Annotated in this window: 23 protein-coding genes; 10 read left to right on the top strand and 13 right to left on the bottom strand. The window is 50.2% G+C overall.

The window, feature by feature from the left end:
• Nucleotides 1-9 precede the first annotated feature (9 nt).
• A complete protein-coding gene (locus ACFX4U_RS02165) occupies nt 10-615 on the bottom strand; it encodes a hypothetical protein (RefSeq protein WP_305736092.1) in 606 nt (201 codons plus the stop codon).
• Between the two features lie 7 nt (nt 616-622).
• Nucleotides 623-1,588 carry a hypothetical protein gene (locus ACFX4U_RS02160; protein ID WP_313506948.1) on the bottom strand — a complete coding sequence of 322 codons (966 nt, stop codon included), beginning with the start codon at nt 1,586-1,588 and terminating at the stop codon, nt 623-625.
• Between the two features lie 153 nt (nt 1,589-1,741).
• Between ACFX4U_RS02160 and ACFX4U_RS02155 the strand changes: the two genes are divergently transcribed.
• Nucleotides 1,742-2,137 (top strand): DUF4440 domain-containing protein, encoded by a 396-nt coding sequence (locus tag ACFX4U_RS02155; RefSeq protein WP_313506950.1) that lies wholly within the window; start codon nt 1,742-1,744, stop codon nt 2,135-2,137.
• A 294-nt stretch (nt 2,138-2,431) separates the two neighbouring features.
• Here ACFX4U_RS02155 and ACFX4U_RS02150 read toward each other — a convergent pair whose 3' ends face one another.
• Nucleotides 2,432-3,172, bottom strand: coding sequence for an SDR family oxidoreductase (locus tag ACFX4U_RS02150; protein WP_313506952.1), 741 nt, complete (start codon nt 3,170-3,172; stop codon nt 2,432-2,434).
• A 146-nt stretch (nt 3,173-3,318) separates the two neighbouring features.
• Between ACFX4U_RS02150 and ACFX4U_RS02145 the strand changes: the two genes are divergently transcribed.
• The 5 genes from ACFX4U_RS02145 to ACFX4U_RS02125 are packed head-to-tail and all read left to right on the top strand — an operon-like array spanning nt 3,319 to nt 6,373.
• Entirely contained in the window at nt 3,319-4,125 is an 807-nt protein-coding gene (locus ACFX4U_RS02145) for a MipA/OmpV family protein (RefSeq protein WP_305736096.1), read from the top strand.
• Between the two features lie 9 nt (nt 4,126-4,134).
• On the top strand, nt 4,135-5,250 hold the full coding sequence (locus ACFX4U_RS02140; protein WP_313506956.1) for a serine hydrolase domain-containing protein: 1,116 nt from the start codon (nt 4,135-4,137) through the stop codon (nt 5,248-5,250).
• A complete protein-coding gene (locus ACFX4U_RS02135; RefSeq protein ID WP_313506957.1) occupies nt 5,237-5,584 on the top strand; it encodes a hypothetical protein in 348 nt (115 codons plus the stop codon). The genes ACFX4U_RS02140 and ACFX4U_RS02135 overlap by 14 nt, the downstream gene beginning before the upstream one ends.
• Nucleotides 5,585-5,609: 25 nt before the next feature.
• Complete coding sequence (locus ACFX4U_RS02130; protein WP_313506958.1) at nt 5,610-6,143, top strand: DUF2975 domain-containing protein; 534 nt, start codon at nt 5,610-5,612, stop codon at nt 6,141-6,143.
• 2 nt (nt 6,144-6,145) lie between these two features.
• Nucleotides 6,146-6,373, top strand: coding sequence for a helix-turn-helix transcriptional regulator (locus ACFX4U_RS02125; protein WP_086869080.1), 228 nt, complete (start codon nt 6,146-6,148; stop codon nt 6,371-6,373).
• A gap of 78 nt (nt 6,374-6,451) precedes the next feature.
• Here the strand turns inward: ACFX4U_RS02125 and ACFX4U_RS02120 are convergent, their stop codons facing one another.
• Together ACFX4U_RS02120 and ACFX4U_RS02115 are read right to left on the bottom strand one after the other, a co-directional pair.
• Complete coding sequence (locus ACFX4U_RS02120; protein ID WP_313506960.1) at nt 6,452-7,915, bottom strand: aspartate aminotransferase family protein; 1,464 nt, start codon at nt 7,913-7,915, stop codon at nt 6,452-6,454.
• Nucleotides 7,916-7,932: 17 nt separating this feature from the next.
• Nucleotides 7,933-9,318 (bottom strand): diaminobutyrate--2-oxoglutarate transaminase, encoded by a 1,386-nt coding sequence (locus tag ACFX4U_RS02115; RefSeq protein WP_313506962.1) that lies wholly within the window; start codon nt 9,316-9,318, stop codon nt 7,933-7,935.
• Nucleotides 9,319-9,957: 639 nt separating this feature from the next.
• Between ACFX4U_RS02115 and lysC the strand changes: the two genes are divergently transcribed.
• The 4 genes from lysC (at nt 9,958) to ACFX4U_RS02095 (ending at nt 13,994) form a co-directional block, all read left to right on the top strand.
• On the top strand, nt 9,958-11,319 hold the full coding sequence (gene lysC / locus ACFX4U_RS02110; protein WP_349350573.1) for a lysine-sensitive aspartokinase 3: 1,362 nt from the start codon (nt 9,958-9,960) through the stop codon (nt 11,317-11,319).
• 274 nt (nt 11,320-11,593) lie between these two features.
• On the top strand, nt 11,594-11,881 hold the full coding sequence (locus ACFX4U_RS02105; protein WP_249881912.1) for a VF530 family DNA-binding protein: 288 nt from the start codon (nt 11,594-11,596) through the stop codon (nt 11,879-11,881).
• A gap of 7 nt (nt 11,882-11,888) precedes the next feature.
• Nucleotides 11,889-13,187: a glycoside hydrolase family 10 protein gene (locus ACFX4U_RS02100; protein ID WP_305736103.1), complete on the top strand. Its 1,299-nt coding sequence runs from the start codon at nt 11,889-11,891 to the stop codon at nt 13,185-13,187.
• A gap of 72 nt (nt 13,188-13,259) precedes the next feature.
• Nucleotides 13,260-13,994, top strand: a complete 735-nt coding sequence (locus ACFX4U_RS02095; protein WP_313506967.1) for a hypothetical protein — start codon at nt 13,260-13,262, stop codon at nt 13,992-13,994.
• Nucleotides 13,995-14,031: 37 nt separating this feature from the next.
• Here ACFX4U_RS02095 and ACFX4U_RS02090 read toward each other — a convergent pair whose 3' ends face one another.
• The 8 genes from ACFX4U_RS02090 to yahO form a co-directional block, all read right to left on the bottom strand.
• Nucleotides 14,032-14,583 carry a sigma-70 family RNA polymerase sigma factor gene (locus ACFX4U_RS02090; RefSeq protein ID WP_313507145.1) on the bottom strand — a complete coding sequence of 184 codons (552 nt, stop codon included), beginning with the start codon at nt 14,581-14,583 and terminating at the stop codon, nt 14,032-14,034.
• 14 nt (nt 14,584-14,597) lie between these two features.
• Nucleotides 14,598-15,032, bottom strand: coding sequence for a hypothetical protein (locus tag ACFX4U_RS02085; RefSeq protein WP_313506968.1), 435 nt, complete (start codon nt 15,030-15,032; stop codon nt 14,598-14,600).
• A gap of 141 nt (nt 15,033-15,173) precedes the next feature.
• A complete protein-coding gene (locus ACFX4U_RS02080) occupies nt 15,174-16,232 on the bottom strand; it encodes a hypothetical protein (protein ID WP_313506969.1) in 1,059 nt (352 codons plus the stop codon).
• Complete coding sequence (locus ACFX4U_RS02075) at nt 16,229-18,475, bottom strand: AAA family ATPase (protein WP_313506970.1); 2,247 nt, start codon at nt 18,473-18,475, stop codon at nt 16,229-16,231. The genes ACFX4U_RS02080 and ACFX4U_RS02075 overlap by 4 nt, the downstream gene beginning before the upstream one ends.
• A 193-nt stretch (nt 18,476-18,668) precedes the next feature.
• Nucleotides 18,669-19,070, bottom strand: coding sequence for a fucose-binding lectin II (locus ACFX4U_RS02070; protein ID WP_313506971.1), 402 nt, complete (start codon nt 19,068-19,070; stop codon nt 18,669-18,671).
• Nucleotides 19,071-19,080: 10 nt separating this feature from the next.
• Nucleotides 19,081-19,482 (bottom strand): fucose-binding lectin II, encoded by a 402-nt coding sequence (locus ACFX4U_RS02065; RefSeq protein WP_313506972.1) that lies wholly within the window; start codon nt 19,480-19,482, stop codon nt 19,081-19,083.
• Complete coding sequence (locus ACFX4U_RS02060) at nt 19,479-21,044, bottom strand: hypothetical protein (protein WP_313506973.1); 1,566 nt, start codon at nt 21,042-21,044, stop codon at nt 19,479-19,481. The genes ACFX4U_RS02065 and ACFX4U_RS02060 overlap by 4 nt, the downstream gene beginning before the upstream one ends.
• Nucleotides 21,045-21,227: 183 nt before the next feature.
• Entirely contained in the window at nt 21,228-21,503 is a 276-nt protein-coding gene (gene yahO, locus ACFX4U_RS02055) for a DUF1471 family periplasmic protein YahO (protein WP_017456766.1), read from the bottom strand.
• Nucleotides 21,504-21,651 lie beyond the last annotated feature (148 nt).

Genomic DNA, 21,651 nt, shown 5'->3' with positions numbered 1-21,651 from the left:
CGGATGTTATTAGCGTTTGAGAATTTGTGCTTGCAGTGCCTCTATTTTTAACTGTTTTCGCCAGACTCGATTATGTAACGACAGCGCGATTGACCGATAAAACAGTGAGGAATTTATCCATTTAACATTCAGCAAAAAGAAGATTAACCCGAGGAGTGATGTTATCTGCGGAGTGTAATTATCCACCGAGCCGAATAAAAGTGAGAAAAAGGCGGAGATAAAATACAAAATAGCTATTGCACCCGTCAACATAATGATAAACAGGTGCAATTTCAGTCCCGCCAGAGAGCCACGCGCAGTAAGCAACATGGTGGTCATAATCAGCACACAATAAACAGCCGCCGCAAAGAAAACGCCGATCAGCACTTTATATTCAGGTATGGATAACCAGTTAAAAATAATCATCCACAGAGATACTTGCGGCATGGCGTAGCAGAAAATAGCAAGTATCATACTGATACCTAAAGGAATACCAGTCATATGCATACCGACAGGCACGCCAAACCGAGTTTTTAGTCGATCCTTTAGCAACTCAAGTTGTTGTGGATCGTTAGTCGTTATTTTCTTTGCGATAACATTACTTAGCGCAAGGCTTTTTCTTATATATTTCATCATTGCCGGGTCAATTACTTCCTGTAAATGAGAATGACTGAATTAAACCAAAAATATATTTACCGGATTGCGTTATATTCTGCGGGTTTCGAATGGTGCCAGAAATCGCACTGCCGATAAATGCAGAAGAGTTTGTTACGGCATTCATCAATTCGCGTTGCAAAACTAATTGCAATGCCTCTGAAGGATAACGCTTAGGATAAACACCAGCTTTCATTGCCGCTTTAATACCCGAATTAGAAATGCCGGGGTTTCGGATTCGGATAATTTCTTCCGTCAATCGAGTCCGGTCAGCGCGGCTCATTTTCTGCAGCAAAGAAAGAAGGCTCTCAGATGTTGAACGATTCAGGAGCCGATAGGTTAATAGCGCGCTTTTTAAACCCGCAGCAGCCCCGGCAAGTGAAATGAGATCCAACGCGGTGTTGGTTGCCGTGTACCACTCCTGGGAATCCAGCCAGCCGACATAATCATCATGATTCATTGCGATTAATGAGAGCCGACCAAGCCCATTAGCACACTGTAGCCCGGTCGCAACACCTCCGGCAATAATTACCGCGGCAACAGCCATGGAGGAACCGGCGGTAAGGGGAATTGCCATACCTGCACCGGCAGCCAGTACGACAGTAAGTATCGCTGCGCCGCAGGAAATTGCCGTCGAACCGATTTCGGTGGCTAACGAGGGAGACTGGATCGTATTAGTGGTTGCCTGAACCGGATTATTCGACGACGCGTTGACTTTTGTCACCACAACATGGCTTACCGAACTTTCGTTCGGTGTCGCAATCCGCCTGGATGGTCTGACCAACCATTGGCGCGAACCGTCTGAATAAATTATCCCAACCTGGCTGAAACTTCGGCTACAGTCCAGTTGATTAGCAAGCGCAGTGAAATCAATATCACCCCCAGAGGCAAGACCAAGACTGCGAGCAAAACCGTAATCGGGGAGGTCGTTTGAGAGCTGTCCAGGGAATGTCATTCAATCTCTCCATGTGCGAATGTTCTTATGTCGTTGAGAATTTAAGAGTAAAGGGCACAACTTTGTAATCAATTAAGAATAATCTGAATAAAATTTGTGCGTAGCGATACATTCAAAAATGTGTGATGCAAACACAAACAGGCCGGAAGGAAGATGATGAACAAAGAAGATGAGTTACTGGCGATGCTAGTGAGATATGAACAGCAGCTTCATGATCCTGAAATTCGATGCCAGCCCGAAGTTGTTGAGAGGCTTTTACATCATGACTTTTTTGAGATTGGCCGATCAGGCAGACGATACAGCAGAGAACAAGTGATCGCTGCGCTGGCAAATGAGGACGCTGAACCGATCGCATCAGATGATTTTGCATTGTCGATGCACAACAATGGTTATGTGTTGTTGACGTATCGAAGTTTTATCCTCAACGGACAAGGACAGATGGTGAAGCAAACATTGCGGGCATCGTTGTGGGAGGCGTGTAAAACAACACCAGGCCGATGGCAGATGCGATTTCATCAGGGAACACCCATGGCGGAATCAATGCTGTAAACTGCGAAGCACATAGGCAAGAAAATCAGCGATAAATGACCACGGCAATCATGATGGCAAACGGCTGGATTCTATTCAATGTCATGTTAGTTCGCATAATGTATATTATGTTAAATATGATGTGAGCTAATAGCCTCGACAAAACCCAGTCCAAGCTGAGCTATCTACCCAGCGCTCTGGCCGCTCACCTCTCCTGCATCGCACTTCCGATTAACGGGCTTCGCTGTTCATAGGCTGTTCTTGACCGGAAGTCAGTCGTAATCAGTTTTGCGGTCGAATTATTAAGAATAACGTTTATAAACGCAGCAGCCCACCATCAACCACGTACTGGCTGCCCGTGACATAACTTGCATCATCAGATAACAAAAATAACGCGACAGCAGCCGCTTCCTCCGGCGCTCCAGTCCGCTTCATCGGCACAATGGCGCGGATCTGCGCGTTATATTGATCACGAAATGGCGCCGGGATCGCCTCAAGCAAACCGGTTTCTATCGCGCCTGGAACCAGCGCATTTACCCGGATCCCTTGTGCTGCAAAGGCCGTTGCCCAACAGCGAACCAGCGCCAGCTGCGCCCCTTTACTGGCAGCGTAAATCGCAGCAAGCGGTGTTCCTTCATATGCGGCGGTCGATGCGGTCAGCACCACCGACGCGCCCGCTTTCAAAAAGCGGGCAAGACAGGATATTTGCAGTACCGCGGCGCGAACATTGTTCTTCATCATGCTATCGAACAGCGCGGCACTACCCTTTTCGGCAGGTGCAAAAGCCAGCTGCCCTGCATTCAGCCATAAGCCATCCAGCATGCCGAAGGAAGCTACCGCTTCAGCCAGCGCTTGCGCCGCTGCCGGATCGGCTCCGTCGTTTTGCAGCAATCGGGCATCAGGTGGCAGCACCTTGCGAAGGCGCGCCAGTTTGTGCGCATCACGCCCGGTGATCATGACTTCCCCCTCTTCCGCAACAATGCGTTTCGCCCCAGCCAGACCAATACCACTGCTGGCTCCCGTAATAACAATTTTCTTACCTGTGAACCTGGCCATCCCGCCTCCCTGAAACCGTTTCTGTGCCAATGCGCGTTTTTATCCTCAAAGATGATTAAAGTAAAACAATAAAAACTTATTGTAAAACGATAAACACCAGGTTAGCCTGCATCCACTTCAACCACCTTTGCCAGGAGAGGCATCGAATGAAAAGAAGTCTGCAACAGGGTGTTTTGTTCTCTGGATTACTCATCTGTGCGCCTACACACAGCGCAGAGTTGTCCGTTTTTGCCGGGCTGGGCGTCAGCGCACGCCCCATTTACTCCGGTTCAAACCACACGGCCGTGGGACCACTGCTGAAAGCGGGCGTAAATCTTCATAGCGAAAACTGGGGGCTATTCGGTTTGTCTACCGGCGGGCTGATATGGGGACTGACGCCGGATTCGCCCTTCAGCGTGAGCCTGCTGTTAACGCAAGATGAGGCGCGAAAAGAGGTGTTTAACTATCCGTTTTCCGGCAGAAAAAACCGCGATCTGCAAGGGATGGGCAACCTGTCGGCTGCCGTGATGGCAGGTACAGACCTGCGTTACCAACACGAAAACTGGACGTTGTGGCTGTGCCTGTTAACCGCCACGGAAAAGCAGCGATATGGCGGCGAAGCACCGGGCAGAAGCCTGATTGTCACGAGCGGCGCGGAAAACGAACTCTGGCGCTGGCAGAGTGCCGCGCTCTCGGTCGGTGGCGACATAAGCTGGGCGAACAGTGGCTACCAGCAACGCCACTACGGCGTAACGGCGCAGCAGGCGCAACGCACCGGTTTTGCAGTTTATTCCCCTTCGTCAGGCCTGCAGCAAGGAGGTTTGTACGCCGAAGTGATATGGCATTTTGATAAAAATCTGGCGGCAGGATTGACCAGCCGCGCGCAGTATCTGTTCGATGAGGCGGGGAGCAGCCCTCTGGTCAACAGCCGAATGCAGTACACCCTGGCGTCACTGATTCAATACACATTCTGAGGCGGCGCCATGAGCAAATGTCACTTTCGCAGCCGCGCGCGGCTGCTTGCTGCGGGCGCGGTATTTATCGCACTGATTGCCGCCGGTATTTACCTGCAACCTGGTTTCAGCACCCCGTCTCCTCGCCAGACGGGAGACGCCAGTTTGGTGTCGTTTTTAACGCCGTTATTGAAAGGATCGCGAGGCAGCGTCGCCGCCGCGCTAATCACGCCGCGCGGTGTGCAGTACGCCCTCTGGGACAGCGATTACAACCAGCAATATGAAATCGCCAGCCTGACCAAAACCATGACCAGCAGTTTACTGATGGACGCTTTTCGCCGGGGTGAAGCGACAGCGCAAACCCGCGTCGGCGATCTTATTCCGGAAATCAGCGGCCCGGCGCGAGAAATTACCCTTGAGCAACTGGCATCGCATCGCTCTGGCCTGCCGCCACTGGCCTCATCGCTGCGCCAGAAGATCCGGGTGATCAGCCAGATGATCCTGCGTGAAAACTTCTGGGAGTATGACGAAAAATCAGTCATCGAAATGGTGAATAACACCCGCTTAGCCACGCCCGCCAGATTTGATTATTCCAATACCGGCTACGCCTTACTGGGACTGGCGCTGTCGCGAGCAGCACATCAGCCTTTTAATTCGCTGTTGCAAACGCGGGTTTTTGCGCAGGCGAAAATGACAAACACCGTTGTTGCCGAAGCATTAACCCCTGACACGCCCACGTTTCACCACGGTTGGGCGGTGTCCGGATTTGCCGAAGCGCCATGGATACAGCACGCGTTCACGCCGGCTGCCGGTGTGCGGTCGACCATCGTCGATATGGCGCATTATGCGCAGGCCTTACTGGCGGGCAAACTTGCCGGTAGTGCGGCAATGCAGCCACGCTTTGCCACTGACGATGCAGATTCGCGCGTGGGTTACGCCTGGTTTACCACCCGTATTCGTGGGCGGGACATCACCTGGCACGACGGTGAATCCTCCGGTTTTGCCTCCGCGATTGCGGTCGATCCACAGCAACAATCCGCCGTAGTGATCCTCTCAGATACCGCATGGCCCGTTATTGGTCCGGCCATGCGCCTGCTGTTAACGCAGATCCCTGCTAAAACGGACGCTCATCATGAACTGGATTGATATGTTGTGGGCAATATTAACCTTTGTCTCGGTTATTCTGTTTATTTGCGGCTCATGGGTCGCGCGTTACAAAATACGGATATTGAACTATATCGTGCTGGCTTTGATTGTCATTTATTGTGCCGAAATGATGCAGACAATCACGCATCTGACCAAGACCGGTTATCTGTTCAGAATGCTGACATGGACCGTTCAGGCGTCGTTTATTGCCATAAGTATTTATCGCGCGTGGCCAGCGCCCTGGTTATCGCGCAGCCCGCGCGTACTGGCGGCTGGCAAGATTGCCATTTCGCTGATGCTTATGTCATGCTTGAGCATGCTGGTTTTAAAATAGAATCCTTAATTCAGGAAGGTACCAAGTGAAAGGTGTACGAAATAAACTCAGCCTGATATTTATCTCAGGGATATTACCGCTCTTTTTCATCCTCGCCTTAATTACACCGCTGTGGTTATATTTTTCCGGTGAGTCGTTTTTTATTTCCAGCATGCTTAAATTTGCCGAGATGCAAGCAGAAAGCCAGCCAGTGGCTGCCGTATCGTCGCTTCGCCAGTTACTGCTGTTGATTATTCTCTATTTCCCCGTTGGGTTATTTGCTTTTGCTATCTGGCAGGGAATGCAGGTGATGCGCCTGGTTGGTAAACGGCAAATCCTCAACCTGGCGATGGCGCGTTGTGTGCGTACTATTGCATTGATGATGCTAAGCCTTGGCATTGTATTGCCGGTGTGCCGCTTTTTAATACCGCTGGTCGTCTGGTGGCCGGAAAAATATTACCAGGTCACCGTGCTGATTGGCGATGTGATCCTGTTACTCACTGGCGGCTTGTTATTTGTCACGTTTCACGCCATGCTCGCGGGGATCAAAGCGGAAGAAGAAACCAGGGAGTTTATCTGACTATGGCTGTGGTGGTTCATCTGGACAAACTGCTGGTAGAGAAAAAAATGACGTCCAGAGCGCTGGCGGCCTTTATCGGTATCACCGAGCAAAACCTCTCACTGCTCAAATCCGGTAAAGTAAAGGGGATTCGATTCGATACGCTGGCGAAAATTTGCGAAGCCATGGAGTGTCAGCCCGGTGACATTATCTCCTGGGAACCCGACCCCGCTGCGCCAGACGAAGAGTGACGCACCGGGACTCGTTTTGCAGACAATAAAAAAGCCGACAACATCGCTGCTGTCGGCTTTTTTTATTTACGACGCGAATCAGGCGTTCTGTAACTGCTGACCACAGGCAACCACACTTGCCAGCAGAACTTTGATGTCCTCCAGGCAAACAGTCGGGTTCAGCAACGTCAGTTTCAGGCAGGTCACACCGTCCGCTTCCGTTACGCCAACGTTGGCACTCCCGGAGGCCAACAGCGCATCGCCGATACGCTGGTTCAGCAACGCAACGCTTGCCGTATCACCCTTTTCCGGGCGGAAACGGAATAATACGCTGGCCAGTTGCGGCTGCATCACCAGTTCCAGCTGCGGCTGTTCGCCAACAAATTGCGCCACCTGCTGCGCCAGCGTGACGCCGTTATCAATAATTTCGGCGTACTGCTTTTTACCCAGCGCTTCAAGACCCATCCACAACTTCAGCGCATCGAAACGGCGCGTTGTCTGCAAGGATTTCGACACCAGGTTTGGCACGCCCTGCTCTTCGTCAAAGTCAGAGTTCAGGTAAGCCGCCTGGTAACGCATCAACTGATAATGGCGCGCATCTTTCAGCAGGAACGCGCCACAGCTGATGGTCTGGAAGAATTGCTTATGGAAATCCAGCGTCACGGAATCAGCCAGTTCAAGGCCATTGAGGAAATGGCGATACTTCTCAGAGAGCAGTAACGCGCCGCCCCAGGCCGCATCAACGTGAACCCAAATTTGCTGTTCAGCGGCCAGCGCGGCGATTTCCGCTAACGGATCAATCGCGCCCGCATCGGTGGTACCGGCGGTAGCAACAATCGCCATCACTTGCTCACCGTTGGCTTTCGCTTCGGCCAGTTTCTGCGCCAGATCGTTCAGATCCATGCGCGAGAACGCATCCGTTTTCACCAGCGTGACGGACTGGTAACCCAGCCCCATCAGCGCCATATTCTTCTGCACCGAAAAGTGTGCATTTTCAGAACATAACACTTTAATTTTGCTGAGATTACCGGTTAAACCGTGCTGCTGAACGGAGTGGCCCTGGCGTGCAAAAAACGCATCGCGCGCCAGCATCAAGCCCATCAGATTGCTCTGCGTGCCGCCGCTGGTGAACACACCTGCGTCACCGGCCGGATAGCCAACCTGTGCGCGCAGCCATTCGATGAGTTTCATCTCGATGATGGTTGCCGACGGGCTCTGATCCCACGAATCCATGCTCTGGTTCGTGGCGTTGATCAGCACTTCCGCCGCCTGGCTAATCACCAGGCTCGGGCAGTGCAGATGCGCCACACACTGCGGGTGATGCACGGACAAGCTGTCTTTAAGGAAATATTCAACAGCGCGCTCAATAGCGGCCTGGTTGCCCAGGCCCTGAGAAGTGAACTCTAAATTGATGCGCTCACGTAATTCCGCGACAGTTTTACCCTGATACATTTCAGGTTGCTTGAGCCACTGCACAACCGCTTGCGTGCTCTGCTCAATCGCTTCCTGATAGGCAGCAATACTCTGCGCGGAACCCGAGAGAATCGGATTTAAATCAGACATTCGCTCACTTACTCCGATTAAACAGGCTTCACGCCAGCGCTCAGTAGCGCGTTTTCAAACTTATCGAGGAAAATTTCCAGCTCTGCGTTGCTGATAAGCAGCGAAGGCAGCAGACGCAGTACGCAACCGCCACGGCCGCCGCGCTCCAGGATCAGACCTGATTCGAAGCATTTTTTCTGCAACAGTGCAGAAAGCTCGCCGTCTGCCGGGTAGCAACCCATGTGATCCTGCGCTTCGTGCGGCTTAACGATCTCAATACCGATCATCAGGCCCAGACCGCGGACATGGCCCATTACCGGGAAACGTTTTTGCATTTCAGCCAGTTTGCCTTTCAGCCATTCACCCTGCTCTGCCACTTTATCGGCGATGCGATCTTCTTTGAGGATCTTCAGCGTAGTGAGGCCAGTCGCCATCGCCAGCTGGTTACCACGGAAGGTACCGGTATGGTGGCCCGGCGCCCAGGCGTCGAACTGTTTTTTGATGCCCAGTACCGCCAGCGGCAAACCGCCACCGACCGCTTTGGACATCACAATGATATCCGGCTCGATACCAGCGTGTTCGAAGGCGAACAGTTTGCCAGTACGGGCGAAACCAGCCTGCACTTCGTCCAGGATCAGCATAATGCCGTGTTCCTGGGTCACTTTACGGATGCGCTGCAGCCACTCGATTGGCGCCGGGTTCACGCCGCCTTCGCCCTGCACCGCTTCCAGAATCACGGCAGCCGGTTTACGTACGCCGCTTTCAACGTCGTTGATCAGGTTTTCGAAGTAGTAAGTCAGCGCTTTCACACCGGCTTCGCCACCGAGGCCCAGCGGGCAACGATACTGGTGCGGGTAAGGCATAAACTGCACTTCCGGCATCATGCCGTTTACCGCTTCTTTCGGCGACAGGTTGCCCGTCACGGAAAGCGCGCCGTGCGTCATGCCGTGATAACCGCCAGAGAAACTGATAATACCGGAACGACCGGTCACTTTTTTCGCCAGCTTCAGCGCCGCTTCCACGGCGTCCGCGCCGGAAGGCCCGGTGAATTGCAGGCAATATTCTTTGCCCTGACCCGGCAGCAAAGAGAGCAGATATTCTGAAAACTCATCTTTTAACGGCGTGGTCAGGTCGAGCGTATGTAACGGTAAGCCACTGGTAATGACACTTTGGATGCTTTGAATCACATCAGGATGATTATGGCCCAGCGCCAGAGTACCGGCGCCTGCAAGGCAGTCAAGGTATTGATTATTCTCAACATCGGTGATCCAGACGCCCTGCGCTTTGGCAATCGCTAACGGCAATTTGCGCGGATAGCTTCTGACATTGGATTCAAATTCGGCCTGTCTTGCTAAAAAGGTCTCATTGCTTTGCGGGAATGATTTAGCACTCAAAGAATCAATACGGACTTTATCCGTCATCATATCTCTCCTACAACCTGGGTTGGTTTAACACCGGGTTGAATAAGGGTTTAAGGGGGCTTGTAAAAAACGCGGCTAATATATGTGTTTTCAGCAACGGACTCAATCTTTTATTTCGCCAGGCTGTTTATGTCATTTTCTTTAAAAATCAATGACAAAAATTATTTATGCGCGGGGATTGCTCAGCATGAATTGTAACCAATTCTGTTACAAGAATATTCCAGGCGGCATTGCGAACAACGCGGTGATAAGACTCGATTTTTAATATTTATGCTCTTTTTATGTTATTAGAACGTTATTTAAGCCAAACTTCGCCAGCAAGCACTGAATAAATCATGATATTTTCCATTGGTTTATTGCAAATGCTGAGGAAAATATCGATTCAGCGAGTTAAATCACTTACTATGCCCGCGATAAAAATCCCTGAGCCGAAAAAAGGAAGCCTCTATTTAACCATTAATGCGCATCACCCCCGGTAACTCGTGAGAGGCAATACAGGTTATCGACAACGGGAGCAGAATCCTGGGTTGTAAAAAGAAATGTTCGCGGGCGGACATTTCGTAAGGCGAAGCGTTCTTCCCTTATGCCGAGAATGAAAATTTTCATGCCATTAAAATTATGGCGCCCTGATATGAGATTGTTATGACTCGCATTTATCCACACACCATCGTTGCCAAATTTGGCGGAACCAGTGTCGCCGATTTTGACGCGATGAGCCGCAGTGCCACCATTGTCCTTGCTGATAAAGATGTTCGTCTGGTTGTTTTGTCTGCCTCCGCAGGCGTCACCAACCTGTTAGTTGAACTCTCTGGCGGTCTGGAAAGCCACGTTAGACAAGATAAGATCGCCACCCTGCGCACCCTGCAATACAACATTATTTCACGCCTGAAACAGCCAGAAGCCATCGGCCAGGAGATCGACCGCCTGCTCGATAATATCAGCCATCTTGCAGCCATGGCCGTTGATTCCCGCTCAGACGCGCTATGCGATGAACTGGTGAGTCACGGGGAGCTGATGTCCTCGCTGCTGTTTGTGGAAGTCCTGCGCGAACGCGACGTGGAAACGCAGTGGTTTGACGCGCGCAAAGTGATTCGCACGAACGACACGTTCGGCTGCGCGGTACCCGTTATAAGCGAGATTGCAGAACGGGTGGAAAAGCATTTGCGCCCGCGCATTGCGCAGTCTCTGGTTGTCACGCAAGGCTTTATTGGTAGCGACGCGGCGGGGCAAACCACCACGCTTGGCCGTGGCGGTAGCGATTACACTGCCTCATTGCTGGCGGAAGCGTTGCAGGCAGCGCGAGTGGATATCTGGACCGATGTCGCCGGGATTTATACTACCGATCCCCGAATCGTCCCCCAGGCGAAACGCATTGATACGCTCTCATTCTCGGAAGCCAGTGAAATGGCGACCTTTGGCGCGAAAGTTTTGCATCCGGCAACCCTGCTACCGGCGATGCGTAAAAATATTCCGGTCTTTGTCGGTTCAAGCGCTCAGCCGCGCGCGGGCGGAACGCTGGTGTGCCGCGACACGCACGAACCGCCGCGTTACCGTGCGCTGGCCGTGCGTCGCCAGCAAACGCTATTGAAATTATCCAGCGTCAATGCGCAACCCGCTCACCGCTTTTTAGCCGAGATGTTCAACATTTTGTCGCGTCATGATGTGGCGATGGATCTGGTGACCACCTCAGAAGCCAGCATTGCGCTTATCCTCAACTCCACCGCCTCGACGTCCGGCGAAGCGGACACGCTGACTACCGCGCTGCTTACCGAACTGTCGTCGCACTGCCATGTCGAAATCGAGACCGGGCTGGCGTTAGTTTCGCTTATTGGTAATACGCTCTCACAGGCACCGGCGGTGTGCAAAGAAGTGTTCGCCGAACTGGAAAATCATTCCGTGCGGATGATTTGCCACGGTGCCTCCAGCCATAATCTTTGCTTCCTGCTCCCTGCGGAATTCGCTGACAGCGCAGTCAAAACGTTACACCGTAACCTGTTAGAATAACGGCGGTTAATGCGCCCCATTCACGGGCACAGTTGAGTGCTGGCCGCGCTTCTGCCAGCACTCAACTCATGACCAATCGCCCGCCGCTTCCTCTCTTTATCCGTGATAGCGACACGCTAAATGTGTGACTTGCAACGATGAGCGAAATAGCCATTTTCCGCAGAAAGTCGCCCTTACCTGTCCGGACGCTAACGTTTAGCGGTGCAAAGCCCGTGACGCTCAGCGGGCTTTCTTGTAACCTTCCGCAAAACTTTTCCCGAAAACCGGACTTCACATGGCCGCTCATATTTCAAAAGATCCTTTGCATGGCGTGACGCTTGAAATGCAGGTTAACGCGCTGGTCGCCCGCTACGGTTGGCCAGAACTCGGCAAACGCATCAATATCAATTGCTTTAAAAACGATCCAAGCGTTAAATCCAGTTTGAAATTTTTGCGACGCACGCCCTGGGCGCGCGCGGAAGTTGAGGCGCTGTATCTCGAATCGCTGGAAGAGCGCGCCCCGGCCAAATCAGACGAACCTGCGTTTAACCCGTGGACCAGCGGTCGAACGCCTAAGAGCTAATTTTCAGATGTCACTAAAAAAGTCAGGCGTGCTTATTGCCACTGCGCTTTTACTCGCCAGTTGCGCCTCTAAAGCGCCGAAATCTCTCGTCACGCCGTTGCCGCCAGTGGCAAAACACCCACTCGCAACGACGCCTGCAAAAAATACACAACCCGTGCGAGGTATCTGGCTGGCGACCGTGTCGCGTCTCGACTGGCCGCCGGTAAATTCGGTGAATATGAGCGCCCCGTTGCGCGTTAGCCAGCAGCAAGAGGCGCTGAGAAACAAACTGGATAAGCTAAAAAGCCTCGGCATCAATACCGTCTTTTTCCAGGTCAAACCCGACGGCACCGCGCTGTGGCCGTCGAAGATTTTACCCTGGTCAGATATGCTGACCGGCACAATTGGGCAGGATCCGGGTTACGATCCGCTGCAGTTTATTCTCGATGAAGCCCACAAGCGCGGCATGAAAGTGCACGCGTGGTTTAACCCCTACCGCGTTTCAGTCAATACCAAACCGTCGACCACCGCAGAGCTTAACCGCACATTATCCCTGCATCCGGCCAGCATTTTTGTGCTGCATCGTGACTGGATCCGCACGGCGGGCGACCGTTTTGTGCTCGATCCCGGCATTCCGGAAGTGCGCGACTGGATAACCAGCATCGTTGCAGAGGTGGTGGCTCGCTATCCGGTCGATGGCGTGCAGTTTGACGACTATTTCTACTCTGAAACCCCGGGTTCTGCGTTGAATGACAGCCAGACTTACCGGCAATATGGCCAGGCGTTCAGTTCAAAAGCGGACTGGCGGCGCAACAATACGCAGCAGTTGATTGAGCAGGTTTCACGCACCATTCGCCAACTCAATCCCAATGTCGAATTCGGTGTCAGCCCGGCGGGAGTCTGGCGTAACCGCTCATTTGACGCAGCTGGTTCGGACACGCGCGGCGCAGCGGCGTATGACGAATCATTTGCCGACACGCGCCGCTGGGTGCAACAAGGATTACTGGATTACATTGCCCCGCAAATTTACTGGCCCTTCGCCCGCGATGCGGCACGTTACGATGTGCTGGCAAAATGGTGGGCGGATGTCGTGAAACCGACAAAAACACGTCTCTACATCGGCGTGGCGCTGTATAAGGTGGGGGAATATTCGAAGAATGAGCCCGACTGGACAGTCAACGGCGGCGTGCCTGAGCTGAAAAAACAGCTCGATTTAAACGAATCGCTGCCGCAAATTAACGGCACGATTTTGTTCCGTGAAAGTTATCTGGAACAGCCGCAAACTCAGCAAGCGGTGAATTATTTGAAGAGCCGCTGGGGCGATTAAGCAGGCATCAACCAGGACATGCGTAATGGCGCATGTCCTGGTCGTGATAATTAATAAAAAAGGAATGGATCTGTGAAATCAAAATTAGCGCATCTGGATAATATTCTTTTTTATACGCTTTGCGCTGCACCGTTGCTGATATTCGTAATTCTGGGGTTTAAACTGCTTGCTTTGGTTTATAACTATTCAAGCCCGGACTTTGGCTCATGGCCGGATTGGTTAAGCCTGCTTGCTAATATCGTCATTGCATTCTTTACGTTTGTTGTTGCTAAAAATGCAAAGAGTTTTTTTAACGATAAAATCCATGCAGAAGGGTTCAATCGAACATCTATGTTGATGGATAATCTTGATAGCCTATATAAAAAAGTTAATAAGGCTTATTTCAAAACACACACTATTGCCTCCAGGTTTGATCTATCTCTCAGTAAGGAAAACAATGGAAAAATCCATTATGAGAAAGTTATAGAAAATGCGGAAGCATTACTGGATGAGATATCAGATTTACAATCTGATCTTTTTAACATTAAAGTAAATACAAGAAAACTTAGTCGCTGGTCTTTACGCAACAATAAAAAAGATGATTTCAATCAATTGATAATCTCCATCACTAAATTTCTCGAAGATTTAAACTCCGTAGTTAAGTATGTTTATCTCATCAAAAACCCAGATGAAATAATTAGTAGCGATGAATACCACGAAAAAATAAGAAATAGTCACGACCAAAAACATGCGATTGACATTTATTATAACTACTTAGCAACCATCCCTTTAAAAGAGCTCTTTTCAATTGTAGAAAAAGACGTGTGATTATAATTCGACGCAGGTTTATAACCTTAAGCATTGGTTATATTTCAGTCAGCGCATCATAAACATTGCGCAGCCTGCTGCGCAGATAGAGCACCGCCTTGTGCTTACGGGACAACAGCGCCTGCATGCTGACGCCCGTCTCCTCCACCAGCGCCTTATAACTCAAGCCTTCAAGCTCGGTCTTTTCGAACACCTCGCGCTGGGCGGGTGGAAGTTCCGCCAGCGCGCTTTCCAGCTCTTGCCATAACAGTTCTCGCAGATACTCCTCTTCCGGCGTTTGCGGCACGCCAAACAGCGTTTCCGCCAGTTCATCTTCCGCAAAATCGCTCTCATCGTCACCACTGCTGAAAAAACCGGACAATGGCAGCTCGCGTTTTTTACGCGCCCTGTCGGTCATTTCATTACGCGCGGCGCGAAACAACCAGGCTGCAACATTCTCCACCGGTTGTTCCACATTCATCAGTTGGTAAGTTACTTCCTGCAAAATGTCGTCGGCGTCATCGCGCACTGCCGTACGCCCACGAATAAACGCTTTCAGGCGTGAGCGACAGGCATTCAGCGCGTTGACCAGCAAAGACTCGCCGTCCATGGTTTTCACCGTGCTCACTCAGCGTCCGGTTTTTTTGTGCTGCTCTCATCAGGCTGATAGCGATCATCCGCCCTTTCATCCCAACGTCCACGCCAGCCGCAGCGATCGCGGCGACCAAAACCTTCGCGGCGCTGCTGGATAAAGGCTTCACGCTGCTCCGGCGTCATTTGCATCCAGCGTTCGTGCATACGCCGACGTGCCATGCCAAACATTCCCCCATGGAATCCCAGCCCGCCAAACAGAATGCGGCTCAGCACTAAAAGCCCCAGCGCTTGCCAGAAACCAATGCTTTTCATGCCAAGAATGGCCGGTAACAGCGCGTTCCACAACGACATCACCAGCAGCCCTAACGCGATGAATACCACCACGCCAATGATCAACGGTTTCATCATACGGTGCCGACCAAAGCCGTGACCGTGTCTGTGCCCATGCATATCAAAATCTCTCATCTTTAATCTACTCCATCAGGTTAGTGAATAATTGCTTGTGATGAAGTAGACGGATGAGCGGTAAAAATATTGCCAGGGAAATGCAAATAAATGCCACCACAGTGCAATAATTAACCAACCACTTGAAAAATAATGATAAATTTATCTCAGCCGCAGCCCGACGGGGATCCTTGACGTCATGTTTCTGAAAGTACTCAGGTTAAGTCGTGGCACCGGAAGCGAGCGAGATACAGGTAACCTCAGAAGATCCTCAACACGAATACCGGCTGTTCGATATTCCCGATAAGTCCCTGACGCAACATGTCGACGAATATAGTCCCGAAGTAAACCCAGGTAAGGTTTTTCCGGCTCAAACATATCCAAAACATCGTTCATTAACTCGGTAATTTGATTTTGTTTGATTACCCGTTTATTGACATGTCTGAGAGGTATTTGCGTTAACTCCTTAACCGGCAAGCAAAGATGAAAAAACAGACGCTGTAACCGTACCAGCGTCGCTTTTCTCGCTTCAACCAGTGCCTTACGCTGCAAGGCATAGACATGTATTGAACATATTGCTTTCATGTCATTGGCGTTTCTGGGGTGAATCAGCCCTTCATCATCATAAATAAAATAGTCTTCCGGATCTTCGATGCATGGGTTGATCAGCAGGCGTTGCGCTTCTTCGTTAGCAATTTGAACGGCACTGCAACTATGGACACGCAAACGCGCATTTTCATCAGCTATCGGAAACTGTATATCCTTCCCAAGGTTTACCATTGCTGGTTGACCGGGAACCTCATGTTCTCGTCGGCGGTTACAATCCGGGCACGACACCAGTAAATTGAGCCACTCAACTGCGAGCCAGTAATAGCCTGGACGAAGTATTGCTTCGCCATGAGTTTTTATTTCACTTTTCGGCCTGAAGTGTTCGATATCTTTTGGTGTGACGGCACCAAAGCAGCTTTCACAATAGGCACACTTATTACCAAATATTTTTCCCAGTTCAGCAACCAGTTCTTTGTCTTTATAAACATTAAACTTAAATTTACTGTCAGTTATTTTCTCTTCATTGAGGTAGTGAGATACATTAGTGTGAAAATCAATCGATTCATTATATTCCCGCACCGCTTGAGTAAGCCCAATGCTTCTACCACGAGTCATCGCTCTCACGTAAACCGGAATATTTGGCGTTGCCTGGCTACGATTTATTTTAATCATTTCTTTAGCAACCTTTTATTTAAAGCATCTTGCCAGAGGTTGCTGACTGTATTAATAGTTTCCTGTTTCATGTCATGGATTTGCAAAAAGCCTTTCTGTTTATTGTCGGCAATAATATGATCGATTGCTTCAAACATCAGCTGTTCGCGCGGCGTCTCGCCAATATAGCGTCGATCCTTCAACTCAATCTTTAATTGCTCAAGCCGCCCAGATTGTTCTCGATCCTTTTCAGGTAAAGCGAGCAACGCATAGTATTCATCGAAGATCGCCTCATTTTCCGGATCCTGCGTACTGTTCAGGCCAAAAAATGCAGAGGTTAATAACTGTTCCACACGGAAATCCGCCGGGTTTGGCAAATCGCTCAGCAAGTTGATACTTTCACCATCACGCTGCATCACACACACCTCTCCCGCTCCAAGGCCACGCAAACAGAGCGGATCATGGGTGGTGCAAATAAATTGCATTTCCGGGAATGCCCGTTTTAACGCGCTCACAATGCGCATTTTCCACGTTGGATGCAGGTGGCAATCAAGTTCATCGAGCAAAACTATGCCTTCTGCATTGCTCGGGTTTCCCCAGAGTTGTATTGCTACCGCCAGAATATCAATGCAGAGCGCAATCACACTTTTAAAACCATCGCTGAGGGCTGAAAGAGGCGTGCGCTGCCCGTTTAACGTCACCATGACCTTCCCTTTTTGTTTAAAGAAAAGTGTGTCGTTATCTAAAGCCAACAGATCTTTTAGTACTCTGGCACTGAGATCGAAAATTCTCGTCGACTGCTCTACAAGCCAAGCCTGTGCTGAAATGAGGGGAGAAAAAGGACTGTATAAGTTGTCCAGACGAACATAACTAAGAACGTTATGATTAGTCGGTTCTGAATCTCTTGGTAAGAGTCTCGTTGCGCCATATCCCAATAAGACAAATTGCACATCTTTTGCTTCTTTCTCGCCAGAAACCGTCGCCTTGGGCTCAGCGTAATTTACCGTCGCCGTTTTATTTTTAGTCCGTATAAAGACAGCTTCACGGTGAGAAATGGTAAGAATATGTGATTCGATGAAACCACTCACTTTAATTTTAATGGTGGCTTTTTTACATTTATCTCTAATTAAATCTACTGGATTTATATGCTTTGCATTAAGCAATTTTAAAAAATTATCTGCGCCACCCAGGCATAATGCCACTGCCTGCAATACCGAGCTTTTGCCGGTTCCGTTTTCACCTAATAACATTTGCCAGTTGCTGGCAACGGTGAAAGTCAGCTGACGAATGCCTTTAAAGTTTTCAATCGTTACCTGTTCAATTCGTCGTTGCCGAGAACGTGAAATAGCAATACCGCGACTACTTGTTAAGGAGAAATCTGACTGTTCCACCTCAAACGCTTTTAGCTCTTCTTTTTTCTTAAGAATATCTTTTTTTGTTACCACATGAATGGAGTCCAGCCATTCAAAACGATACCCGGTTTTCTGGGCGAGTTTTCTGAGCTCGGGCACCAGCAGTTGGCGCTTCATGGCAGCATATTCGGCATCATCAGCGGTTAGCTGGGCGAGTTGGTGAAGCCCGGAAGTGAGTAAGTTCTCAAATGCCTCCTCGTTTTCAGCGTAAGCACGAACCATATCCAAGGTATAACCTAATTCAGTCATTGCTCTTTTGCGCGCCACAATCAGTGAGGACCGGTTAAGACCAAGGGTGGTTATCGTCATCTTTCCACGCAGCGTATCACTGAACACTTGCCCTTCCCAATCGTACGCCAGATGGTCAGCAGGGTTATCAATGGTAGGGTTGAGCAATAATGGTTTTTCCCGTACTTCTTCACCTATATCGAACGCTCGTTTTGTTTCATCTTCCAGCGGAAAACGGTTAGCTTTCCCGCTCGCAACGCCTTCGTGTCTACGGGTGCGGTTACAATCCGGGCAACTTAATAACAAATTTTCCCATTCGCTTGCCAGCCACCAATAACCAGGGTGAGCAGGGCTTTCAGCAACGCTACCTTTCGGACGATACTGACATACATCACCGGGTGTTATTGAACCGAGCCGCGACTCACACCAGGCACATTTCCCATGAAAAAGCGCATATAGAGCATCTTTCACATCATTTGATTTATAGACTTTGAAATCGAACCAACGTTGAGAGCGATACTTCCCGTTATAAAAATTTACCGCTTTCTCTTTTTCCGCCTCTGCCGCACCATCAGGCAGTAACACGGATGGAATGGCGACACGCCCCCTGTCTACGAATAACATCGTTATTTCCCTTTAAATATATATACGCAGGCACGCTACCGCCCGCAAAACAGACAGATTGCGAGAGAAAGCATTCACCGAATGGATAAATGATTTTGCCAAACCAACAAGGGAAATCAAGGCATATCAGGGGAATGAGCCGTTTCGGCGAGAGACAGGAGCGCCGAAGCACTCCTGCTAAGAGGAAAACGCCTTAGCCTACGTTTTCAAACCATTGCAGCTGGAAAAATGAGTCATTGTAATCTTTGTCGGTTGAATCCTCGCTGGCGAAGATATATTTGCCGAAAAAGACCGACGCGCCGCGGGTAATAATATCCTGCGTCCAGAGAACGTTTGAATAACGCTGCCCGCCGTTGGTGCCGATCCAGACAGTATAATTCCCCACGTTATCCGCCTGAAAAAAACCGCTGCCAATTTGCGTTGGCGTCCCGCCACTGGAGCTGGCGCCCTGCACGGTAAACACCACATTAGAAAGGCTGTCTTTCAACTGAATAAACTGGTTTGCCGAGCTTTGTACCAGCACCGACCAAAACACGACTTTACCCGGCGGAATAACGATAGCAATGCCATTGCCACTAACAGGTCCTGGCGACATGTTTTTCTCCTCAGCCAATGCTGTTAAACCAGGTTAATGTCAGGCAGGTGTCGTTAAAGTCCTGGTCGGCACCATCTTCGGCAATAAAATTGAAGCTGCTGAAATAGATCTGGCTACCGATATTGAGCGTCATCTCCTCCCACATCACTTGCGACCAGGATTGCCCATTGTTGTAGCCAAGGTAGACGGTATACGCACCCGTGCCGGACGCCACAAACGTTCCCTGGCCGATCTGCGTCGGTGAATGCCCGCCTGTCGACGCGCCATTGGCCTGAAAGACCGGGTTATTCGAGAAATCCCTTACCTGAACGTATTGCGCCCAGGATGCCTGCACATTTGCCGTCCAGAAGACCGTTTTTCCTGGCGGCAACGTTATCGCGATGCCATTTCCTGAAACCGGGCCGACACTCATAGTTTGCTCCTGCTTTCGCCTGAAGTTGGACGCGGCTGCGTCTTCGCGTGGCCGGTCGCGAGCAAAGTTTTCGCGCTGTCGCCACAGTCAAATTGCGGGCGCTGTGCTTTCAGCGCGGCGCAAATCTGGGTATCCATCGTCGTTTGAACGGATTCGGTGAAGTTGTTCGGGAACGGTGCGGCCGTATCAAATATCGGGCGCAGTTGCTGGTAATAGGCGTTATTAACAATCTGCGACTGCTGCCAGAAAGGTTGGGTGGCCACCAGCAGCGTGCGCCACGGCGTGCCGGCAGGAAGATCCTGCGACTGCACAATATAATTTTTCATAGCCACGCCGGTCATCATGGTGGTGAATGCCTGCGCGTCGCGGCTGCACTGACTGCCCGGCTTGCAGGTGGCCGCGCTGGAAACGAAACTATCCTGGAACAGCAGCGGTTGGGCGTTTTGCCCCCACGGTACCGGAATGACATACAACGGAGCGCTTTGCGACGGGCGATAAAGGTTCACGTAGAACGACTGTTCAGAAAATCCCATCTCGGTGCTGGATTGTCCGGTGGCAAATGCCTGCTCAGGCGTAACGCCCGTCCCGTTGTAAAAATAGCCATTGGTACATTGATTGATACCGTTTTTCTGGCAAGTGTCCGATAAGGCCACCAGTTGCGAAATCACGGCGTTATCCGGCGGCATTTGCATGGCCTTCGGCATTGCATTCAGGCCGTAACGTTGCACATACGCATTGATGTAGTTGGAAGGCACCGCCCAGTGACCATTAAAACTCCCCGCCAGCGCGGGAACCGCAGAGGGCAGCGAGTTCATATAGCTCAGTAAATTATCCAGCGTATTTTGCCTGGTAATCGCCTTGTCAAACGCATAGATAAAATTCATGCACAGCCAGCTTGGAATACCCCACAACTGGCCTTTATAGGTCGATCCGGCGAGTGCCACCGGCCACGGCGCATCTCCGCTGATTTGCGCGGGGTTGATAAGCTGGTTATCCGCCAGAAAGCCCAGATACAGCACATCCAGTTCGACAACATCAAAACCGTCATTTCCCAGAATGGTACGCAGCTTCGTAAAGTCATAAATCTTGACCTCCTGGCTCAGCACGGCATTGAGCAACACGTCCGGGTGCTGTGCCTGCCAGCTTTTCACCACATAAGCGACCAGGCTTTCAAAATTATCCGTCGGCAATGTCGGCAGGTACGAATAGAGCGAGACATTAAGCACACGCGTTTGCCGACCATTGAGCACCAGCGTCTGGTTCGGCCCTTTCGGCGTCAGCGTCATGGCGCGGGTTTGCAGGTTATTACAATTCGCCCAGTTAATGATCGGCGGATTTGGCCGGCTGGTATTTTGCCCGACATAAAAACTCTGCCCCGGTTCAACCTTAATAAACCAGTCAAAGCTGCCGCCAGACGCGCGGGTCCAGCCGTCAACCGTACAGGTTATCGGTGATGATGAGGTGTTTTTAAGGATTAACTGACCTGCAAACACGCCAGCGCTGGCAAAGATAAATAAAACGATGGCAAAGACGCGCATCGTCATTCTTGAGATGACGCCCATATAAACTCCTCTATTACTGCGGTAGAAAAACGAAAATAGGTGCGCAGGTGTATTCACGCTGCGCACCACTATATTTAGTTAAAAAGAATATTTAATTTAAAAGCTATCTATTACGATATTCGATATATTCAGATCAGATTATTTCGCAAATAAAAGCCTCCCACGAGGGAAGGCTTTATTCTGCTATTTTTTCTTGTAAACATCGGCCGTTGCGTGAATTTTTTTCCTTGTCTGATCGGAGGTTACGACATACACATCACCACCCTTTTCATCCGCCAGCTTGCTCAGCGCATGGCGGGCATCCATGGGTGACATCTCATCGGATGTAGCAATTTCGCCAACCTTTTCATATTGCGAGGAAACTTTATCAAATTCTGCTTTTTCCATTAATTTGGCGGCCCAGGCATTACTCGCCAGTAATGTTAACGCGCTAATAATCACTAAACTTTTTTTGTTCATCAGGCATTCTCCGGATTGTTTTGAGATGGCTGTAAATAACAGAAAAGCACAGTCGATTATTTACTCTTTAACGGTAGACCAAGCCAAAAATAATTCAATGCCATTAATTAATCGGTTATTTAATCAACATATTAAGCTGAATAAAAAG

The organism is Kosakonia sp. YIM B13588 (genome assembly GCF_042788165.1).
Lineage (GTDB): Bacteria > Pseudomonadota > Gammaproteobacteria > Enterobacterales > Enterobacteriaceae > Kosakonia > Kosakonia sacchari.
Note: the sequence above shows the minus strand (reverse complement) of the source record. Positions and strands in the feature narration are given on the sequence as shown.